The sequence below is a fragment of the Rhizobium sp. BK456 genome, assembly GCF_014194045.1.
Classification (GTDB): domain Bacteria; phylum Pseudomonadota; class Alphaproteobacteria; order Rhizobiales; family Rhizobiaceae; genus Rhizobium; species Rhizobium redzepovicii.
In genome coordinates this window covers 740971-756195 of the sequence record NZ_JACIAO010000001.1, presented here as the reverse complement: position 1 = coordinate 756195, position 15225 = coordinate 740971, and the positions used below count along the sequence as shown (strand labels likewise).

The window sequence follows — 15225 nt, the reverse complement described above, 5'->3', positions numbered from 1 at the left end:
GCATGTCGTCAGATGTCGGAAGCGCCTCGGCGCAAACGTCAGGCAGCAGCCGGCGGTCCGCGCGGCTGATGGGTCCTGGAGATCGCGGCATGACGCGGAGCATCAAATGCCGGAAAGGCGGCTGCAATGGTCCAGCCGGCGAGATCGACAACCGGGGCAGCGGCAAGCATGGGCGATCCGCCGTCATGGGCCGCCTGCTTCGGCGCAAGCCGGCGCTCGGTGGCAAGCACGCCACGCACGGCATCGCGCGCGGTCAGCTGCGGCGGCTGTGTATCCCGGCCGGAAGAGGAAAGCGTATTGACGGCGGCAGCCGGCGAAATGACCAGATTGCCGCCGACGAGCAGGCCGATATAGGCAAGGATGGCGACAAGCAGGGAAGCGGCGACACGGCTGGTCAGATGGTGCTGATCCAGCTCCACCTTCTCCGTCCCGGCGATGTTACTCCCGTATCGGCTCAAAAGCGCGCCAATCTCTCATTCTTTTGGCGGCGGAGGCTCATCCGCCGCAATAATTGTATCAGGCCCATGCCCGTCTTCATAGGGCACACTGTCATGATGCACTTGAGCGAGCCGGTCAACCATGCCAAGCGCGATTTCACGCTCGCCCATGATGACGGTGTCGGCGCCATAGTGCTTCAATTCATCGACCTCGGCATCGGAATGGGCGCGGGCGACGATGAGGATCGACGGATTGACGCTGCGCGCCTGCTCGGCGATGCGGCAGGCCTCGAAGGCGTTCGGGATGGCGATGGCGATGCTGCGGGCGCCGGAAAGATTGGCGAGGTCGAGGGTTTCCCGCATCACCGCATTGCCCATCAGGGTTTCGACCCCTTGCACCCTCAGCTCGCCGATGCGCTTGTCGGAATCCTCGATGACGAGAAAAGGTGTGGCTGACGATTTGAGATTCTGTCCGACGATGCTGCCGACCCGCCCGTAGCCGACGAGAATGGCGTGGCCGCGGAGTGCAGTCGGGTGCACCTCGTCGTCTTCGGGCTGCACCTCTTCATGAGCGACCGCCGCATCCGCGGAGGGGGCGGATTCCACCACGGCTTCCTCTCTTTTTGCGCCTTCTAGCATCGGCCGCATGCGGTCGCAGAGGAAGAACAGCAGCGGATTGAGGATGATCGAGATGATGGCGCCGGCCAGGATCAGATCGCGGCCTTCCTCCGGCAGCAGCCCGAGTTCGACGCCGAGGGCGGCGAGAATGAAGGAGAATTCGCCGATCTGGCCAAGGCTGGCCGAAATCGTCAGCGCCGTGCCGAGCGGCTTCTTGAAGGCGAGCACGATCAGCAGGGCGGCGACGGATTTGCCGATGACGATGATGAAGATGGTGGCGAGGATCGGCAGCGGCCTGTCGATCAGGATGTTCGGATCGAACAACATGCCGACCGAGACGAAGAAGAGCACGGCGAAGGCGTCACGCAGCGGCAGGCTTTCCTGGGCGGCGCGATGGCTGAGTTCGCTTTCGGCAAGCACCATGCCGGCAAAGAAAGCGCCGAGCGCCAGCGACACGCCGAAAAGCTTGGCCGCGCCGAAAGCGACGCCGAGCGCGATCGCCAGCACGCCGAGCCGAAAGAGCTCGCGCGACCCGGTATGGGCGATGCGGTGCATCGTCCAGGGAATGAGCTTGCGGCCGAAGACCAGCATCAGCGCCACGAACAGCGCCACTTTCACCAGCGTCATGGCGATCATGCCGCCGATGCCGAGATCGAGCCCGAACAGCCGGTTCAGTCCGGCCGAGAGCGGCTCGACCGGCGCGTGACCCTCACCGCCGATGCTGGCTGCGGCCGGGATCAGCACCAGCGCCAGCACCATGGCGAGATCCTCGACAATCAGCCAACCGACGGCGATCCTGCCGCGCTCCGTCTCGACCAGGCGCCGCTCCTGCAGCGCTTTCAACAGCACCACTGTGGAAGCGACCGAAAGCGCCAGGCCGAAGACCAGGCTGCCGCCGGTCGGCCAGCCCAGGAAGGCACCGAGCCCCCAGCCGAGCAGTGTCGCAAAGGCGATCTGGGCGATCGCGCCGGGCACGGCGATGCCGCGCACCGACAGCAAGTCCTTGAGCGAGAAATGCAGCCCGACGCCGAACATCAGCAGGATGACGCCGATTTCGGCAAGCTCCGGAGCCAGGCTCTGATCCGCCACATAACCCGGCGTATGCGGGCCTACCAGAACGCCGGCAATCAGATAGCCCACCAGCGGCGGCATGCGCAGCCGATGGGCAAACGCGCCGAAGATGAAAGCCAGCACGAGGCCGCCGACGATTGTCGAAATCAAGGGCGTATCGTGCGGCATTGCTGTCTCCCGATCTGGAAATCCCGTTTATAATGTGACATATATGGTTTATATCGACCAATATGGGCAAGTTGTAATCATGGGTCAAGGCGCAAGGGAAACAATTCTGACCCCGGCTCTCTGCCGGGCGGCGCGCGGCCTGCTCGACTGGACCCAGACCGATCTTGCCGAAAGGGCGGCCGTCTCCCGCAGCACCATCCGCGATTATGAGGGGCGCCACCACGACATCCACCGCGCGACGGAGGCGCAGCTGCGCCTCGCCTTCGAGGAAGGCGGCGTCAGATTCGTCGAGATCGAAGGGGCGGGCACCGGCCTCTGCCTGCCCACGGCATAATTTCCTAAAGCGCGTCGCGATTTTCAGATTCGCTCCTTGCGCTTTAGTTGTTCGTTTTTACGCATGTCGTTGCGGCAAAGGCGCTTCGCGCTTTGCCTGGGAAAACCGCGGCACGGGTTTGCGCGACAGGCTTTAAATCGGAATCGATTGGCTCAGGGTGCCAAGCAGGCTGCGGCGACCTTGTAGACGGAGAGCGACTTGCCCTTGTAATAGCCCTCGGTCGGCTGCCAGTTCTTCAGCACCTCGGGCGTCTCGGAGGCGCAGCTGAAGGGCCCGATCGTCAGGTAAAGCACCTTTCCGGGGATGTCGGCCGGCAACGCGAATTCCTGTTCGTAATAGCTCTCCGGAAGGCCGGCGGGCGCCCGTGCATAGATTCTGTAGGGCGCATCGCGCAGCGTGTAGAAAAGATCGGCGACCATGTCGCGATCGTCGGTGACGATGATGTCGGTGCCGGCCTGAGCCGCGAGTGCGGCGGTCTCGCGGCTGACCTCGGCGCGGCCGAGATAGCGCTTCATCACTTCGTCGCCGTTCGGCAGCAGCAACTGCTGCGGAAAGATCGTCGCCAGCGGAAAGAGCAGGCTGGCGATGCCGTTGATGCCGAGCGACAGCCGCAGGCCCTTCGGCCACATCCGGTAAAGCAGCCAGACGGCGAGGATGGTGCCGGCGACATAGGCGGTCACGGCCCAGTTGGCATAGGCCTTGGCGACCGTTGCCTGCAGCGTGATCAGCACCACCACCGGCATCGACAGCCAGACCAGCATCTTTTCCCGGTCGTCGCTCCTGCCCCTGATCATCCGATAGACCGCCCAAAGCATCGCAAAGAAGATGATCGGCCCGACGACGCCGAACTGGGCGGAGAAGAATTCAAGCCCGCGACGGAGATTGATGCCGAGATCGCTCCAATGGGCGATATCCTGCGTATGCCGCACCGTCGTATTGTTGTGCTGCAGGTTCCACCAGAGGTTGGGCAGGGCGACGACCGCCGCGACCGCAACTGCGACGATGAAATCCCGGATGGCGATGCGCGCCGCCGGAATGAGGAGGAGGGCAAGCGCGCCGCCCGGAACAACGAACAGCACCGCATATTTCGTCAGGAAGGCGAGGCCGACGCCGAGGCCCATGACCAGCGCCAGCCCGACCGAGCGCCGCTGTGTCAGGCCGAAATAGGCAAGCAGGGTGATCGCGATGAAGAACAGCAGGATGACATCGGTCGAGAAAAACACCGAAGAAAGCGCCACACCCGGGAGGGTAATATAGGCGGCGCCCGTCCAGCCTTCGATCTCCGGGCCGACGAAACGCTTTGCAACCTTCATCAAAACAAGTGCCGCCGCCATGTGGATGAGCGGCCCGGAGAGCCTGATCCAGTAGATGGCGTCGGAGCCGGAAAGCGCGGTCATCGCCCGGATTACCCAGGCGATCATCGGCGGCTTGGAATAATAGCCGAGATCAAGATTCTGCGCCCAGAACCAGTACTGCGCCTCATCGACGAAAAGGTCCGTCCGGTCGAAAACTAGCGTGACGACGCGCCAGAGCGTGAAGCCGAGAACGATGAGAAGACCAGATCTGGGGGACATGAACCACGTGTTCCGCTGACATGAAAGGCGCCAGTGCGATACACCAAAGGTGCCGGACTGCCAACGGGCAGGGAGGGGTTTAGAAAACCCGAAGCGCGCTGATATCGCGGTTTGCGGCGAGAGAATCGAGGCGGGCGACGGCGGCAAGCAGCGTCATTGCAATCAAGCAGGCACCCAATCCGAGAACAATCATTGCTCTGTCCTTGTCGACGTCATGTCTTGGTTATCGACCGGCCTATAACATGGAGCTTGCGTGTGCCTTGTAGCAGCCGTGCAACTCCGCCGCAGTATTTGCTGCAAGCGGCCTTGAATTGCTTCAAAAGCCGGCAATGCGAAGGGCTTATTAACCTTCAAGCAAGGAATTAACCATAAACATTGGTTTACACGTCGGAATGGGAAGATGCACTCGTTCCCACCAGGCATGACGCCGTCCCGCCGTACCGGGTTGATCCGGTATCCATCTCTTCAGACAGCTCCGAAACATAGCTGATCAGGGGGCTTCGACCCGCCGGTTGTAACCGGTGGTGAGAACCGTCTCGAGGCTTTGCGTTCTCTGGATGCTGCGAAAGTTTTTAACCAGGCATTCGCCTGGACAGTGGGTCGGGGACAGGCGTTGAGGCAGGACATGCCATCAGAACAGGCTCGTGGAGCACAGGCAGGCAGCTTGCGCGACCGCCTGCGCTTTGCCGGCCTCGATGCCGACCAGTGCGAGCTGGTGCGCCGCAACCGGCCGTCCCTCGAAGCGCATCTGAAGGCAGGCCTCAGAGATCTCTTCCACAGGTTCCAGTCTTTCCCCGACGCGGCGCGCAATTTCGACAGCGAGCGCCAGGTCGAGCGCCTGCATGATCTGCAGTCCTCGCATTGGGACGTGCTGACGGATGCACGGTTCGATAGCCTCTATGCCGAACGCGTCAAAGTTCTCTCCGATACCGAAAGCAAGATCGGCCTCGATCCGCGCTGGCACGTGGCCGGCCACGGCGTCATGCTGGAGCATGTCGTTTCCGGTCTCGCCGAGGAAATTGCCGGCCGTCCGCTGCTGCCGTCGGCCAAGCGCCGCACCCGCGAAATCTCCGATCTGATGACGGCGATCATCCGCCTCGTCATGGTCGATGTGGAAATTGCCGTCTCGCTGCGCTTCAATGCTCAACGCGCCGCCGAGAGCCGTGCGCTCGCCGATCAGCGCGCCGACAACGAAGCCGAGATCGTCAGGATCTTCGGCGATGTCATCGAAGGCCTTTCCGCCCGCGACTTGACGCGGCGCGCGCCGGTCGACGGCGCCCATGCGGCGACTGCCGCCGCGCTGAACTGCGCACTGGATGGTCTCCAGGCAGAGTTTACTGCCATCACCGAACGCACGTTGAAGGCCGAAGCGGCGACGGGTTCGCTTGCCGGCCTGTCCAGGCAGTTCGCCGGCACGGCGTCCGGCCAAGCCGACCGGCTGCAGCTTTCCGCCGCCGCGCTTGCCGGCATCGCCGCCAGCGTTCGCGACGGGGCCGCCGACAGCCGCGCCGCCGAGCAGGCCGCCGCCTCGACGCGCGCCGCCGTCGAGGAAAGCGGTGAGGTCGTCGGCCGCGCGATCAGCGCCATGGCCGATATCGAGCAGTCGGCCGAAAAGATCGGCCAGATCATCGGCGCGATCGACGAGATCGCTTTCCAGACCAATCTGCTGGCGCTGAATGCGGGCATCGAGGCCGCCCGCGCCGGCGATTCCGGCCGCGGTTTTGCCGTCGTCGCCCAGGAGGTCCGCGCGCTCGCCCAGCGTTCGGCCGAAGCCGCCCGCGAGATCAAGACGCTGGTGACGACGACCAAATCGCAGGTCGATGCCGGAGTGCAGATGGTCGGCCGCACACAGGATTCCATCGGCAGCATCGTGCGCCAGGTTACCGACATCAATGCCGCCATCGCCGGCATCGCCACCCGTACCGGCGAACATGCCGCGAGCCTGGATAGCGTGACTTCAGACGTCAAGGGTCTGGGCGGCGAAGTGGCAGGCAGCGCCGGCCTTGCGGAGCGCTCGGCCGAAGGCGCCGACCACCTCCATACCGTCATTGTCGAGCTCGGCCAGACGATTCGCGAATTCCGCATCGCCCGGGAAAACGCCAATGCCGGGCGCCCGGCGCCGGTTCGTGTGACCCCGCCGCGCGCCATCGAAGCCGCCGCCCGTCCGGCAGTGGCCGAGGACGACTACGAAAATGATGATTTTAGCCTTCCGCAGCCTTTCGCAGGCGTCGGAGGTGGGCGGAATGTTTACTAACCTATCGGATGATTGCCTCAGCTCGTCTGCTCGAGCCGGGGACAAGGGGACAAGGAAAAGCTGATGGTAGCAAAGAAGAGTGGCAAGACGCTGGATCTGACAGCGGTGCTCGACCTCAACGAGGCTTCCGCCTTGCGCGATAAACTCCTCTCCCTCAGGGGCAGCGGTCTGTCGATCGACGCTTCCGGCGTTGAACGGATCGGTGCTCTGTGCGCCCAGGTTCTGATGTCCGCCGAGAAGACCTGGGAGCAGGACAAGCAGCCATTCACCTTTTCCAAGGTGTCCGACGCATTTCAGAAAACCATGCAGCTGGTGGGCGTCAATATTGATCACCTGCTTGCCAAGGAGATTCGGCAATGAAGAAAAAAGTTCTTACCGTGGATGATTCCCGCACCATCCGAAACATGCTTCTCGTGACGCTTAACAATGCCGGCTTCGAGACGATTCAGGCGGAAGACGGCGTCGAGGGTCTTGAGGTTCTCGAAGAGTCCAATCCTGACGTCATCGTGACCGACATCAACATGCCGCGCCTCGACGGCTTCGGCTTCATCGAAGGTGTCCGCCGCAACGAGAAATATCGGGCGATCCCGATCCTGGTCCTGACCACCGAAAGCGACGCGGAAAAGAAGAACCGCGCCCGCCAGGCTGGCGCCACCGGCTGGATCGTCAAGCCTTTCGACCCGGCCAAGCTGATCGATGCCATTGAGCGTGTAACCGCTTAAACCCAGGATTTGCTCCTATGGATATGAACGAAATCAAAGAGATCTTTTTCCAGGAGTGCGAGGAACAGCTCGCCGAGCTGGAATCCGGTCTTCTGAAAATGAATGATGGCGATCGCGATCCGGAAACCGTCAATGCGGTGTTCCGTGCCGTGCATTCGATCAAGGGTGGCGCCGGCGCCTTCGGCCTTGATGATCTGGTCGCCTTCGCCCATGTTTTCGAGACCACTCTCGATTGCGTTCGATCCAATAAGCTTGAGCCGACCCAGGACGTCCTGAAGGTGATGCTGAAGTCGGCCGACGTGCTCGCCGACCTGACGAATGCTGCGCGCGACGGCGGCAGTGTCGATGAAAGCCGCAGCCGCGGTCTCGTCAAGGAGCTCGAGGCGCTGGCCAACGGTGAATTGCCGTCTCCCTCGGCATTGGCCGAGGCACCGGCGCCCAAGGCCGCCGCAAAGCCCGCCGCCGCCGCTCCGGCGCCGGCTCCCAAGCCGACCGACGACAGCGGCTTCCAGCCGGTCCCCTTTTCCTTCGACGATTTTGGCGGCGAAGGCGATGCAGGCTCCGGCATGCCGGCCTATGAAGTCATCTTCAAGCCGCGCTACGAACTCTATTCCAAGGGCAATGACGCCACGCTGCTGCTGCGCGACCTCTCGCGCCTCGGCGAGATGACCATCTATTGCAATAGCGATGAGTTGCCGGGCCTCGATGAACTCGATCCGGAAGGCGCTTATTTCTTCTGGAACGTCACGATCAAGACGGACAAGGGCGAAGACGCCATTCGCACCGTCTTCGAATTCGCCGAATGGGATTGCGAACTGACGGTGAAGCCGGTCGAGGAAGCAAGGGCTGAGGCGACCAGCAACGACGAACTGCCGATGGTGCCGGTTCCCTTCGATCTGTCGATCCTGGACGAAGCGGGTGCTGCGGAAGACGTTTCCGGCACTGCGGCAGCCGAGGCCGCCGCTGCCGTTGCCGCCGCCGAGACCGCTTCCAACGTCACGCAGATGGCCGCCGCTGCCGCCCGCGTCGAAAAGAAGGAATCGGCAGCCGCCGCAGCAGCCGCCGCAAGTGCTGCTGCCGCCCAGAACAATGCCGCCGGCGCCGGCCAGACGATCCGCGTCGATCTCGACCGTGTCGACCGCCTGATCAACCTCGTCGGCGAGCTGGTCATCAACCAGGCGATGTTGTCACAGAGCGTCATCGAGAACGACACGACCGGCACCTCCTCGATCAACATGGGCCTGGAAGAGCTGCAGCAGCTCACCCGCGAGATCCAGGACTCGGTCATGGCGATCCGCGCCCAGCCGGTGAAGCCGGTCTTCCAGCGCATGTCGCGTATCGTCCGCGAAATCGCCGACATGACCGGCAAGTCGATCCGTCTGATCACCGAAGGTGAAAACACCGAAGTCGACAAGACGGTTATCGACAAGCTGGCCGAGCCGCTGACCCACATGATCCGCAATGCCGTCGACCACGGCATCGAAACGCCGGAAAAGCGCGCAGCCGCCGGCAAGAACACCGAAGGCACGGTTCGCCTGACAGCCAAGCACCGTTCGGGACGCATCCTGATCGAGCTTGCCGACGACGGCGCCGGCATCAACCGCGAGAAGGTCCGCCAGAAGGCGATCGACAACGACCTCATCCCGGCCGATTCCAACCTGTCGGACGAGGAAATCGACAACTTGATCTTCCTGCCGGGCTTCTCGACGGCCGACAAGATCTCCGACATCTCCGGCCGCGGCGTCGGCATGGACGTCGTCAAGCGTTCGATCCAGGCGCTCGGCGGCCGTATCAACATCACCTCGAAGCCCGGCCACGGCTCGGTCTTCACCATGAGCCTGCCGCTGACGCTCGCCGTCCTCGACGGCATGGTGGTCACCGTCGCCGGCCAGACGCTGGTCGTGCCGCTGACCGCGATCGTCGAAACCCTGCAGCCGGAAGCCTCCGCGATCCACTCCTTCGGTGCGAACCACCGGCTGATCTCGATCCGCAACAGCTTCTGCCCGCTGGTCGATGTCGGCCGCATCCTGAACTTCCGCGCGACCCAGGCCAACCCGGTCGAGGGCGTGGCGCTTCTGGTGGAATCCGAAGGCGGCGGCCAGCGCGCCCTGATGGTCGACGCCATCCAGGGCCAGCGCCAGGTGGTCATCAAAAGCCTGGAAGCCAACTACACCCATGTGCCGGGCATTGCCGCCGCCACCATTCTCGGTGACGGGCGCGTCGCTCTCATTCTCGATGTCGACGCGGTTGTCGGCGCCTCGCGCGGCCAGTCGCTCAAAGCAGAAATGTCGTTAGCAGCGGTAGGGTAAGGGAATGTCGTACGCCGTAAAAAATCTGAACGAGGGGGATCGCGAGCTGATCGCGTTCCGCATCGGGGATCAGGAATTTTGCGTGAACATCATGTCGGTTCGTGAGATCCGCGGCTGGACCCCGGCGACCGCGATGCCGCACTCGCCTGGCTATATGCTCGGTGTCATCAACCTGCGCGGTGCGGTGCTGCCGATCATCGACCTTGCCGCCCGCCTCGGCATGAAGCCGGCCGATCCGACGGCCCGTCATGTCATCATCGTCGCCCAGGTGCGGCGCAAGGTGGTCGGCCTCCTGGTCGACGCCGTGTCCGATATCCTGACGGTGACCGACGAAACCATCCAGCCGACGCCCGAGATTTCCTCCGAGCTCGAACGTCAATTTGCCCGCGGCATTCTTGCCATCGAGAAGCGCATGATCTGCCTGATCGAACTCGAATCCCTCTTTCCCGAGACCGAAAGCGAAGCCGCATGAACGCAATGGGCGCAAAAGATCAGAGACAGGGGTCCGACGAGGTCCTGGCGAGCGGAGAATATCCGCTGACGCGCCGCGACCTCACGGAGATCGCCGCGATGATCTATTCGGATGCCGGCATCTTCCTCAACGAGACGAAGGCGTCTCTGGTCTATTCGCGCCTGTCGAAGCATATCCGCAATCTCGGCCTGTCCGGTTTCCGGGAATATTGCGACCTCGTCGCTTCGCCGGCGGGTGCGGCGCCGCGCCGCGAGATGCTGTCGCATCTGACGACCAATTTTACCCGCTTCTTCCGCGAAAACCATCATTTCGACCACCTGCGCGACCATGTCCTGCCGGAGCTTCTGCAGCGGGCGAAATCGGGCGGCAGGGTGCGCATCTGGTCGGCCGCCTCTTCGGACGGGCAGGAGCCCTATTCGATCGCGCTGACCGTGCTGTCGCTGATGCCGAATGTCGCCGATTACGACTTCAAGATCCTGGCAACCGACATCGACCCGAAGATCCTGGCGATCGCCCGGGCTGGCGCCTATGACGAAAACGCGCTCGAAACCGTTTCGCCCGCCATGCGCAAGCAATGGTTCAGCGAAGTCGAGATCCAGGGCCGCAGAAAGTTCCAGGTCGATGACCGCGTCAAGCGGCTGATCACCTACAACGAACTGAACCTGATGGCGCAATGGCCGTTCAAGGGCAAGTTCGACGTCATCTTCTGCCGCAACGTCGTCATCTATTTCGATGAACCGACGCAGATGAAGATCTGGCAGCGTTTCGCCGGCCTGCTGCCGGAAGGCGGTCATCTTTATATCGGCCATTCCGAGCGTGTGTCCGGCGAAGCGAAACACGTCTTCGACAATATCGGCATCACAACCTATCGCTACACGGCCAAAGGTCTCGGGAGGAAGGCATGAGCGCTCCGGCAAGGGTTCTCGTCGTTGACGACTCCCCGACAATGCGGGGGCTGATCACCGCCGTCCTCAGTTCCGACCCCGAGGTCAATGTCATCGGCCAGGCCGGCGATGCGCTGGAAGCGCGCGAGGCCATCAAGCGGCTGAACCCCGACGTCGTGACGCTCGACATCGAGATGCCGAACATGAACGGTCTCGATTTCCTCGAAAAGATCATGACCCTGCGTCCGATGCCCGTCATCATGGTATCGACAATGACCCATCGCGGCGCCGAGGCGTCGCTTGCAGCGCTCGAGATCGGCGCCTTCGATTGCGTCGGCAAGCCGGCGCCGGGCGAACTCAGGCCCTTCGGCGATCTCGCCGAGAAGGTCAAGGCAGCCGCCCGCACGCAGCGCCAGTTTTCCCAGCCGGTGGCCGCCCCGGCACCTCCGCCCGCCGTCGCCGATTTCCGCGTCGGCCGCAAGATCGTCGCGATCGGCTCGTCCACAGGCGGCGTCGAGGCGCTCATCGCCGTGCTGCAGAAGTTTCCGGCCAATTGCCCGCCGACCGTCATCACCCAGCATATGCCGCCGACCTTCACCAAGAGCTTCGCCGAACGCCTGAACCGCCTCTGTGCGCCGGTGGTGCAGGAAGCGACCGATGGTGCCCGCCTCGAAATCGGCAAGATCTATCTGGCGCCGGGCGGCGAGCGTCATCTCCAGGTCAGCAACGCCTCGGCGCCGTGCTGCCGTCTCGTCGACCGGGCGCCGGTCAACGGTCACCGCCCATCGGTGGACGTGCTATTCGATTCGGTCGCCGAGCTGGCTGGCCGCAACGCCGTCGGCGTGATCTTGACCGGCATGGGCCGCGATGGCGCCGCCGGATTGTTGAAAATGCGCCACGCCGGCGCCAGAACACTCGGCCAGAACGAAAAAACCTGTGTCGTTTACGGAATGCCAAGGGTTGCTCATGAACTTGGCGCCGTGGAGCAGCAGTTGCCCCTGTCTGCCATCGGTGAAGAAATATTGAAAATGACAGCCGCCCGAAAGGAAGGGACCGAATAAAATGTCGATCGCGGAGAAAATCAAAGTTCTGATCGTCGACGATCAGGTGACGAGCCGGTTGCTGCTCAGCGACGCGCTGACCCAGCTCGGTTTCAAGCAGATCACGTCTGCAGGCGACGGCGAGCAGGGCATGAAGATCATGGCCGAGCAACCGCACCACCTGGTGATCTCGGACTTCAACATGCCGAAGATGGATGGCATCGGCTTCCTTCAGGCCGTGCGCACCAACCCGAACACCAAAAAGGCGGCCTTTATCATCCTCACCGCCCAAGGCGACCGCGCATTGGTACAGAAGGCAGCCCAGCTCGGCGCCAACAACGTGCTCGCCAAGCCGTTCACGATCGAGAAGATGAAAGCGGCTATCGAAGCCGTGTTTGGAGCCTTGAAATGATGACTGAGGGGGCAGCCCGCCGCGTGCACATCATTCAGGGCGAGTACAAGGTTCTGAGCGATCCGAATGCGGTCCTCTCGACCATTCTCGGCTCGTGCGTGGCTGCGTGTCTCAGAGACCCTGTCGCCGGTATCGGCGGCATGAACCACTTCTTGCTGCCGGGCTCGGCGACCTCGCCGACGTCAGGCGGCGATGCGACGCGCTACGGCGTGCATCTGATGGAGCTGCTGATCAACGGTCTCCTCAAGCAGGGCGCCCGGCGCGACCGGCTGGAGGCCAAGATCTTCGGCGGTGCGAAAACGATCTCGACATTCTCCAATGTCGGTGAGCAGAACGCGGCCTTTGCCATGCAGTTCCTGCGCGATGAAGGCATTCCGGTGGTCGGCTCCTCCACAGGCGGAGATCATGGACGCAAGCTTGAATTTTGGCCCGTCTCCGGCCGTGCCCGGCAATACCCGCTGACCGGCGCCGAAACGCAGAGAACCGTTGCTCTCGAGCAGCGCCCCGCCGCTCCGCCGAAGCCCGTCGAAACCAGTATCGAATTTTTTTGATGGCGAGGATTTTTATATGACGTTTAATTCGGTCATGGAGCCGCCTGCGCCAGTTGAAGCGTTGAGCGACATCCTGATGCGCATCGTTTCCGAACTGCACGACGTTGCCTATCTCATCGAGCGCATCGAGCCGCAGCTTCTCGATCTCGGCGGCGCCGAAATTCTGAATTCGCCGGATGCCATGAAGGTCATGCAGGGCATCGATCTCGCCGTGCAGAAATCGCGCGGCCTTGCCGAGTTCATCGACACCATCACCGGCGAAATCCCGCACGGCTGGGCCGTCGACGTTGCGACCGCGCTCAGCCTCGTCAAGCTGGCGGAGATGCAGAAGGCATTGGGCGGCGCCACGCGCCACGGCCATTCCCAGCCCCTGAGCAAGGCAGCCGGCGACTTCGATTTCTTCTAGCCCTTCAGGGGCTGCGCGCCCTTTACGAAACGCTCGCGCAAGTTTCGCCGATTATTCGTCAGATGAGGCAATAAGCCTGCTTTGTCTTTGACGAATCGTGCGAGAACAGAATGAATCTGTTAAATCAATTAGTTCAGATCTTTAAGAACTTCGGTTCCCTTGGCCGAACACGCCTGATGATTCTCGGAGGCGTCGGTGCCGTCTCCATCGCAATCGTCCTTGCGGCCGCTCTTTTCGTCAACAAGCCGGCACAGGAAACTTTGTATGTCGGTCTGGATTCGCCCGATCTCAACCAGATCAGCATGGCGCTTGCCGAAGCCAACGTCGATTTCCAGGTCGGCACGGACGGCACCAGCATCAGCGTCCCCGCGGGGATGACGGGCAAGGCCCGCCTGTTGCTTGCCGAGCGCGGCCTGCCGAACAGCGCCAATGCCGGTTACGAACTCTTCGACAATGTCGGCTCGCTGGGCCTGACCTCCTTCATGCAGGAGGTGACGCGGGTTCGCGCGCTGGAAGGCGAAATCGCCCGCACCATCCAGTCGATCTCGGGCATAACAGCCGCGCGTGTGCATATCGTCATGCCGGAGGTCGGAAACTTCCGGAAGGCGGAGCAGAAGCCGACCGCCTCCGTCATGATTCGCGCCAGCGCCACCACCGGGCGCAGTGCTGCGACCTCGATCCGCCACCTCGTCGCCTCGGCCGTGCCGGGGCTTGACGTCGATGACGTGACCATCCTCGATTCGGCCGGTCAGCTGCTCGCGTCCGGCGACGAAGCCAGCAACAGCTCGCTGAACCGCTCGCTCAACATCGTCCAGAACGTCCAACAGGAAGTCGAATCCAACATCGACAAGGCGCTCGCACCCTTCCTCGGCATGGACAACTTCCGCTCCAGCGTCACCGCCGATCTCAACACCGACGCCCAGCAGATCCAGGAAACCACCTACGATCCCGAATCCAAGGTCGAACGCTCGGTCCGCTCCACCAAGGAAGCCCAGCAGTCGCAGCAGAAGCAGTCCGACAGCGCGACGACGGTCGAGCAGAACATTCCGCAGGCAGCTCCCGAGGCCGGTGGTTCGGCCGGACCGGAATCGCAGGATAAGTCCGACAAGCGTGAAGAGCAGACCAACTACGAAATCAACAGCCGGACGACGGCGACCACCCGCAACAGCTACAAGGTCGAGAAGCTTTCGATCGCCGTCGTGGTCAATAAGGGCCGCATCGCCAAGATGGTGGGCGAGCCGGCCGACCAGGCCAAGATCGACGCCTATCTTGCGGAAATGCAGAAGATCGTTGCTTCGGCGTCCGGCATCGACGCCAAGCGCGGCGACGTCGTCACCGTTACGGCGATGGACTTCCTCGAGAACCAGCTGCTCGAAGACGCCACCGGTGGTGTTCGCGTCATGGATATGCTGAGCCGCAACCTGGCCGGCATCATCAACTCGCTAGCCTTTGTCGCGGTCGCCTTTGTGGTGGTCTGGATGGGCCTGCGGCCTCTGGTGCGCAGCGTCAGCGGCAACGGCAGCTCTTCGGTTCTCGGCGACGCCACGCCGGAGGCGGCCGGCCTCGAGCTTCCGGACTTCGCGCCGGCAGCCGGCGCTTCCGGAGGAGCCCTCATGGACGGTTTCGGATCCGACTTCGGCTTCGACAGCACCGAGGATCTGCTCAGCCTCGGCGACGACGACGGCAACTTCAACCGCCGCGTCAAGGAAGGCCCGGAACGCAAGCTGTCCCGCATGGTCGAGATCAACGAGGAACGCGCTGCGAAAATCCTCCGGAAATGGGCGATCGACGAAGCAGCGTAAGAAAAGGGCCGGGCAACCGGCCTTTTTTCATGTCGATGCCCAGTGTCGTTTCTGTAAAGGATAGTTGTCTGATCCTGGACTCGCGTAAAACGCGAATGAAGTTGCGATACAGCCAGAATCACCTTAGCCTCTCCTTGTCTTGAGGGCTGGAATTGATCATCGAATCAGTGC

General features: G+C 62.6%; 15 protein-coding genes. 12 read left to right on the top strand and 3 right to left on the bottom strand.

Annotation, left to right across the window (positions count from 1 at the left end):
• Positions 1-38 precede the first annotated feature (38 nt).
• Together FHX03_RS04030 and ybaL are read right to left on the bottom strand one after the other, a co-directional pair.
• The gene (locus FHX03_RS04030) at positions 39-419 is read right to left on the bottom strand and encodes a hypothetical protein (protein WP_183852651.1); all 381 of its coding nucleotides are present in this window, start codon (positions 417-419) and stop codon (positions 39-41) included.
• A 54-nt stretch (positions 420-473) separates the two neighbouring features.
• Entirely contained in the window at positions 474-2294 is a 1821-nt protein-coding gene (gene ybaL, locus FHX03_RS04025; RefSeq protein ID WP_183852650.1) for a YbaL family putative K(+) efflux transporter, read from the bottom strand.
• 34 nt (positions 2295-2328) lie between these two features.
• On the opposite strand from ybaL, the gene FHX03_RS04020 reads away from it, so the two are divergent.
• Positions 2329-2628 (top strand): helix-turn-helix transcriptional regulator, encoded by a 300-nt coding sequence (locus FHX03_RS04020; RefSeq protein ID WP_183777205.1) that lies wholly within the window; start codon positions 2329-2331, stop codon positions 2626-2628.
• 152 nt (positions 2629-2780) lie between these two features.
• Here the strand turns inward: FHX03_RS04020 and FHX03_RS04015 are convergent, their stop codons facing one another.
• A complete protein-coding gene (locus FHX03_RS04015) occupies positions 2781-4202 on the bottom strand; it encodes an ArnT family glycosyltransferase (protein ID WP_183852648.1) in 1422 nt (473 codons plus the stop codon).
• Positions 4203-4827: 625 nt separating this feature from the next.
• Here FHX03_RS04015 and FHX03_RS04010 point away from each other — a divergent pair.
• The 11 genes from FHX03_RS04010 (at position 4828) to fliF (ending at position 15054) form a co-directional block, all read left to right on the top strand.
• A complete protein-coding gene (locus FHX03_RS04010; RefSeq protein WP_183852646.1) occupies positions 4828-6456 on the top strand; it encodes a globin-coupled sensor protein in 1629 nt (542 codons plus the stop codon).
• 63 nt (positions 6457-6519) lie between these two features.
• Positions 6520-6816: an STAS domain-containing protein gene (locus FHX03_RS04005; RefSeq protein WP_003588585.1), complete on the top strand. Its 297-nt coding sequence runs from the start codon at positions 6520-6522 to the stop codon at positions 6814-6816.
• Positions 6813-7178 (top strand): chemotaxis response regulator CheY1, encoded by a 366-nt coding sequence (gene cheY1 / locus FHX03_RS04000; protein WP_003570362.1) that lies wholly within the window; start codon positions 6813-6815, stop codon positions 7176-7178. Before FHX03_RS04005 ends, cheY1 begins: the two co-directional genes overlap by 4 nt.
• A 17-nt stretch (positions 7179-7195) precedes the next feature.
• A complete protein-coding gene (locus FHX03_RS03995) occupies positions 7196-9487 on the top strand; it encodes a chemotaxis protein CheA (RefSeq protein ID WP_183852644.1) in 2292 nt (763 codons plus the stop codon).
• A 4-nt stretch (positions 9488-9491) separates the two neighbouring features.
• Entirely contained in the window at positions 9492-9959 is a 468-nt protein-coding gene (locus tag FHX03_RS03990; protein ID WP_088937874.1) for a chemotaxis protein CheW, read from the top strand.
• Positions 9956-10864, top strand: a complete 909-nt coding sequence (gene cheR, locus FHX03_RS03985; protein ID WP_097623865.1) for a protein-glutamate O-methyltransferase CheR — start codon at positions 9956-9958, stop codon at positions 10862-10864. Before FHX03_RS03990 ends, cheR begins: the two co-directional genes overlap by 4 nt.
• Complete coding sequence (cheB, locus tag FHX03_RS03980; protein WP_131711073.1) at positions 10861-11904, top strand: protein-glutamate O-methylesterase CheB; 1044 nt, start codon at positions 10861-10863, stop codon at positions 11902-11904. The genes cheR and cheB overlap by 4 nt, the downstream gene beginning before the upstream one ends.
• Before the next feature lies 1 nt (position 11905).
• Positions 11906-12295: a response regulator gene (locus FHX03_RS03975; protein ID WP_003556488.1), complete on the top strand. Its 390-nt coding sequence runs from the start codon at positions 11906-11908 to the stop codon at positions 12293-12295.
• Positions 12292-12846: a chemoreceptor glutamine deamidase CheD gene (gene cheD / locus FHX03_RS03970; protein ID WP_003588575.1), complete on the top strand. Its 555-nt coding sequence runs from the start codon at positions 12292-12294 to the stop codon at positions 12844-12846. Before FHX03_RS03975 ends, cheD begins: the two co-directional genes overlap by 4 nt.
• Positions 12847-12862: 16 nt before the next feature.
• Complete coding sequence (locus FHX03_RS03965; protein WP_003588573.1) at positions 12863-13252, top strand: hypothetical protein; 390 nt, start codon at positions 12863-12865, stop codon at positions 13250-13252.
• Between the two features lie 110 nt (positions 13253-13362).
• Positions 13363-15054 (top strand): flagellar basal-body MS-ring/collar protein FliF, encoded by a 1692-nt coding sequence (fliF, locus tag FHX03_RS03960; RefSeq protein WP_003588571.1) that lies wholly within the window; start codon positions 13363-13365, stop codon positions 15052-15054.
• Positions 15055-15225 lie beyond the last annotated feature (171 nt).

What these genes read in the sequence shown, in the direction of transcription:
- FHX03_RS03995 (WP_183852644.1), top strand. Translation starts at nt 7,196, where the DNA reads ATGGATATGAACGAAATCAAAGAGATCTTTTTCCAGGAGTGCGAGGAA.
- FHX03_RS04010 (WP_183852646.1), top strand. Translation starts at nt 4,828, where the DNA reads ATGCCATCAGAACAGGCTCGTGGAGCACAGGCAGGCAGCTTGCGCGAC.
- cheY1 (WP_003570362.1), top strand. Translation starts at nt 6,813, where the DNA reads ATGAAGAAAAAAGTTCTTACCGTGGATGATTCCCGCACCATCCGAAAC.
- cheD (WP_003588575.1), top strand. Translation starts at nt 12,292, where the DNA reads ATGATGACTGAGGGGGCAGCCCGCCGCGTGCACATCATTCAGGGCGAG.
- fliF (WP_003588571.1), top strand. Translation starts at nt 13,363, where the DNA reads ATGAATCTGTTAAATCAATTAGTTCAGATCTTTAAGAACTTCGGTTCC.
- FHX03_RS03990 (WP_088937874.1), top strand. Translation starts at nt 9,492, where the DNA reads ATGTCGTACGCCGTAAAAAATCTGAACGAGGGGGATCGCGAGCTGATC.
- FHX03_RS04015 (WP_183852648.1), bottom strand. Translation starts at nt 4,202, where the DNA reads ATGTCCCCCAGATCTGGTCTTCTCATCGTTCTCGGCTTCACGCTCTGG.
- FHX03_RS03965 (WP_003588573.1), top strand. Translation starts at nt 12,863, where the DNA reads ATGACGTTTAATTCGGTCATGGAGCCGCCTGCGCCAGTTGAAGCGTTG.
- FHX03_RS04005 (WP_003588585.1), top strand. Translation starts at nt 6,520, where the DNA reads ATGGTAGCAAAGAAGAGTGGCAAGACGCTGGATCTGACAGCGGTGCTC.
- cheR (WP_097623865.1), top strand. Translation starts at nt 9,956, where the DNA reads ATGAACGCAATGGGCGCAAAAGATCAGAGACAGGGGTCCGACGAGGTC.
- ybaL (WP_183852650.1), bottom strand. Translation starts at nt 2,294, where the DNA reads ATGCCGCACGATACGCCCTTGATTTCGACAATCGTCGGCGGCCTCGTG.
- FHX03_RS03975 (WP_003556488.1), top strand. Translation starts at nt 11,906, where the DNA reads ATGTCGATCGCGGAGAAAATCAAAGTTCTGATCGTCGACGATCAGGTG.
- cheB (WP_131711073.1), top strand. Translation starts at nt 10,861, where the DNA reads ATGAGCGCTCCGGCAAGGGTTCTCGTCGTTGACGACTCCCCGACAATG.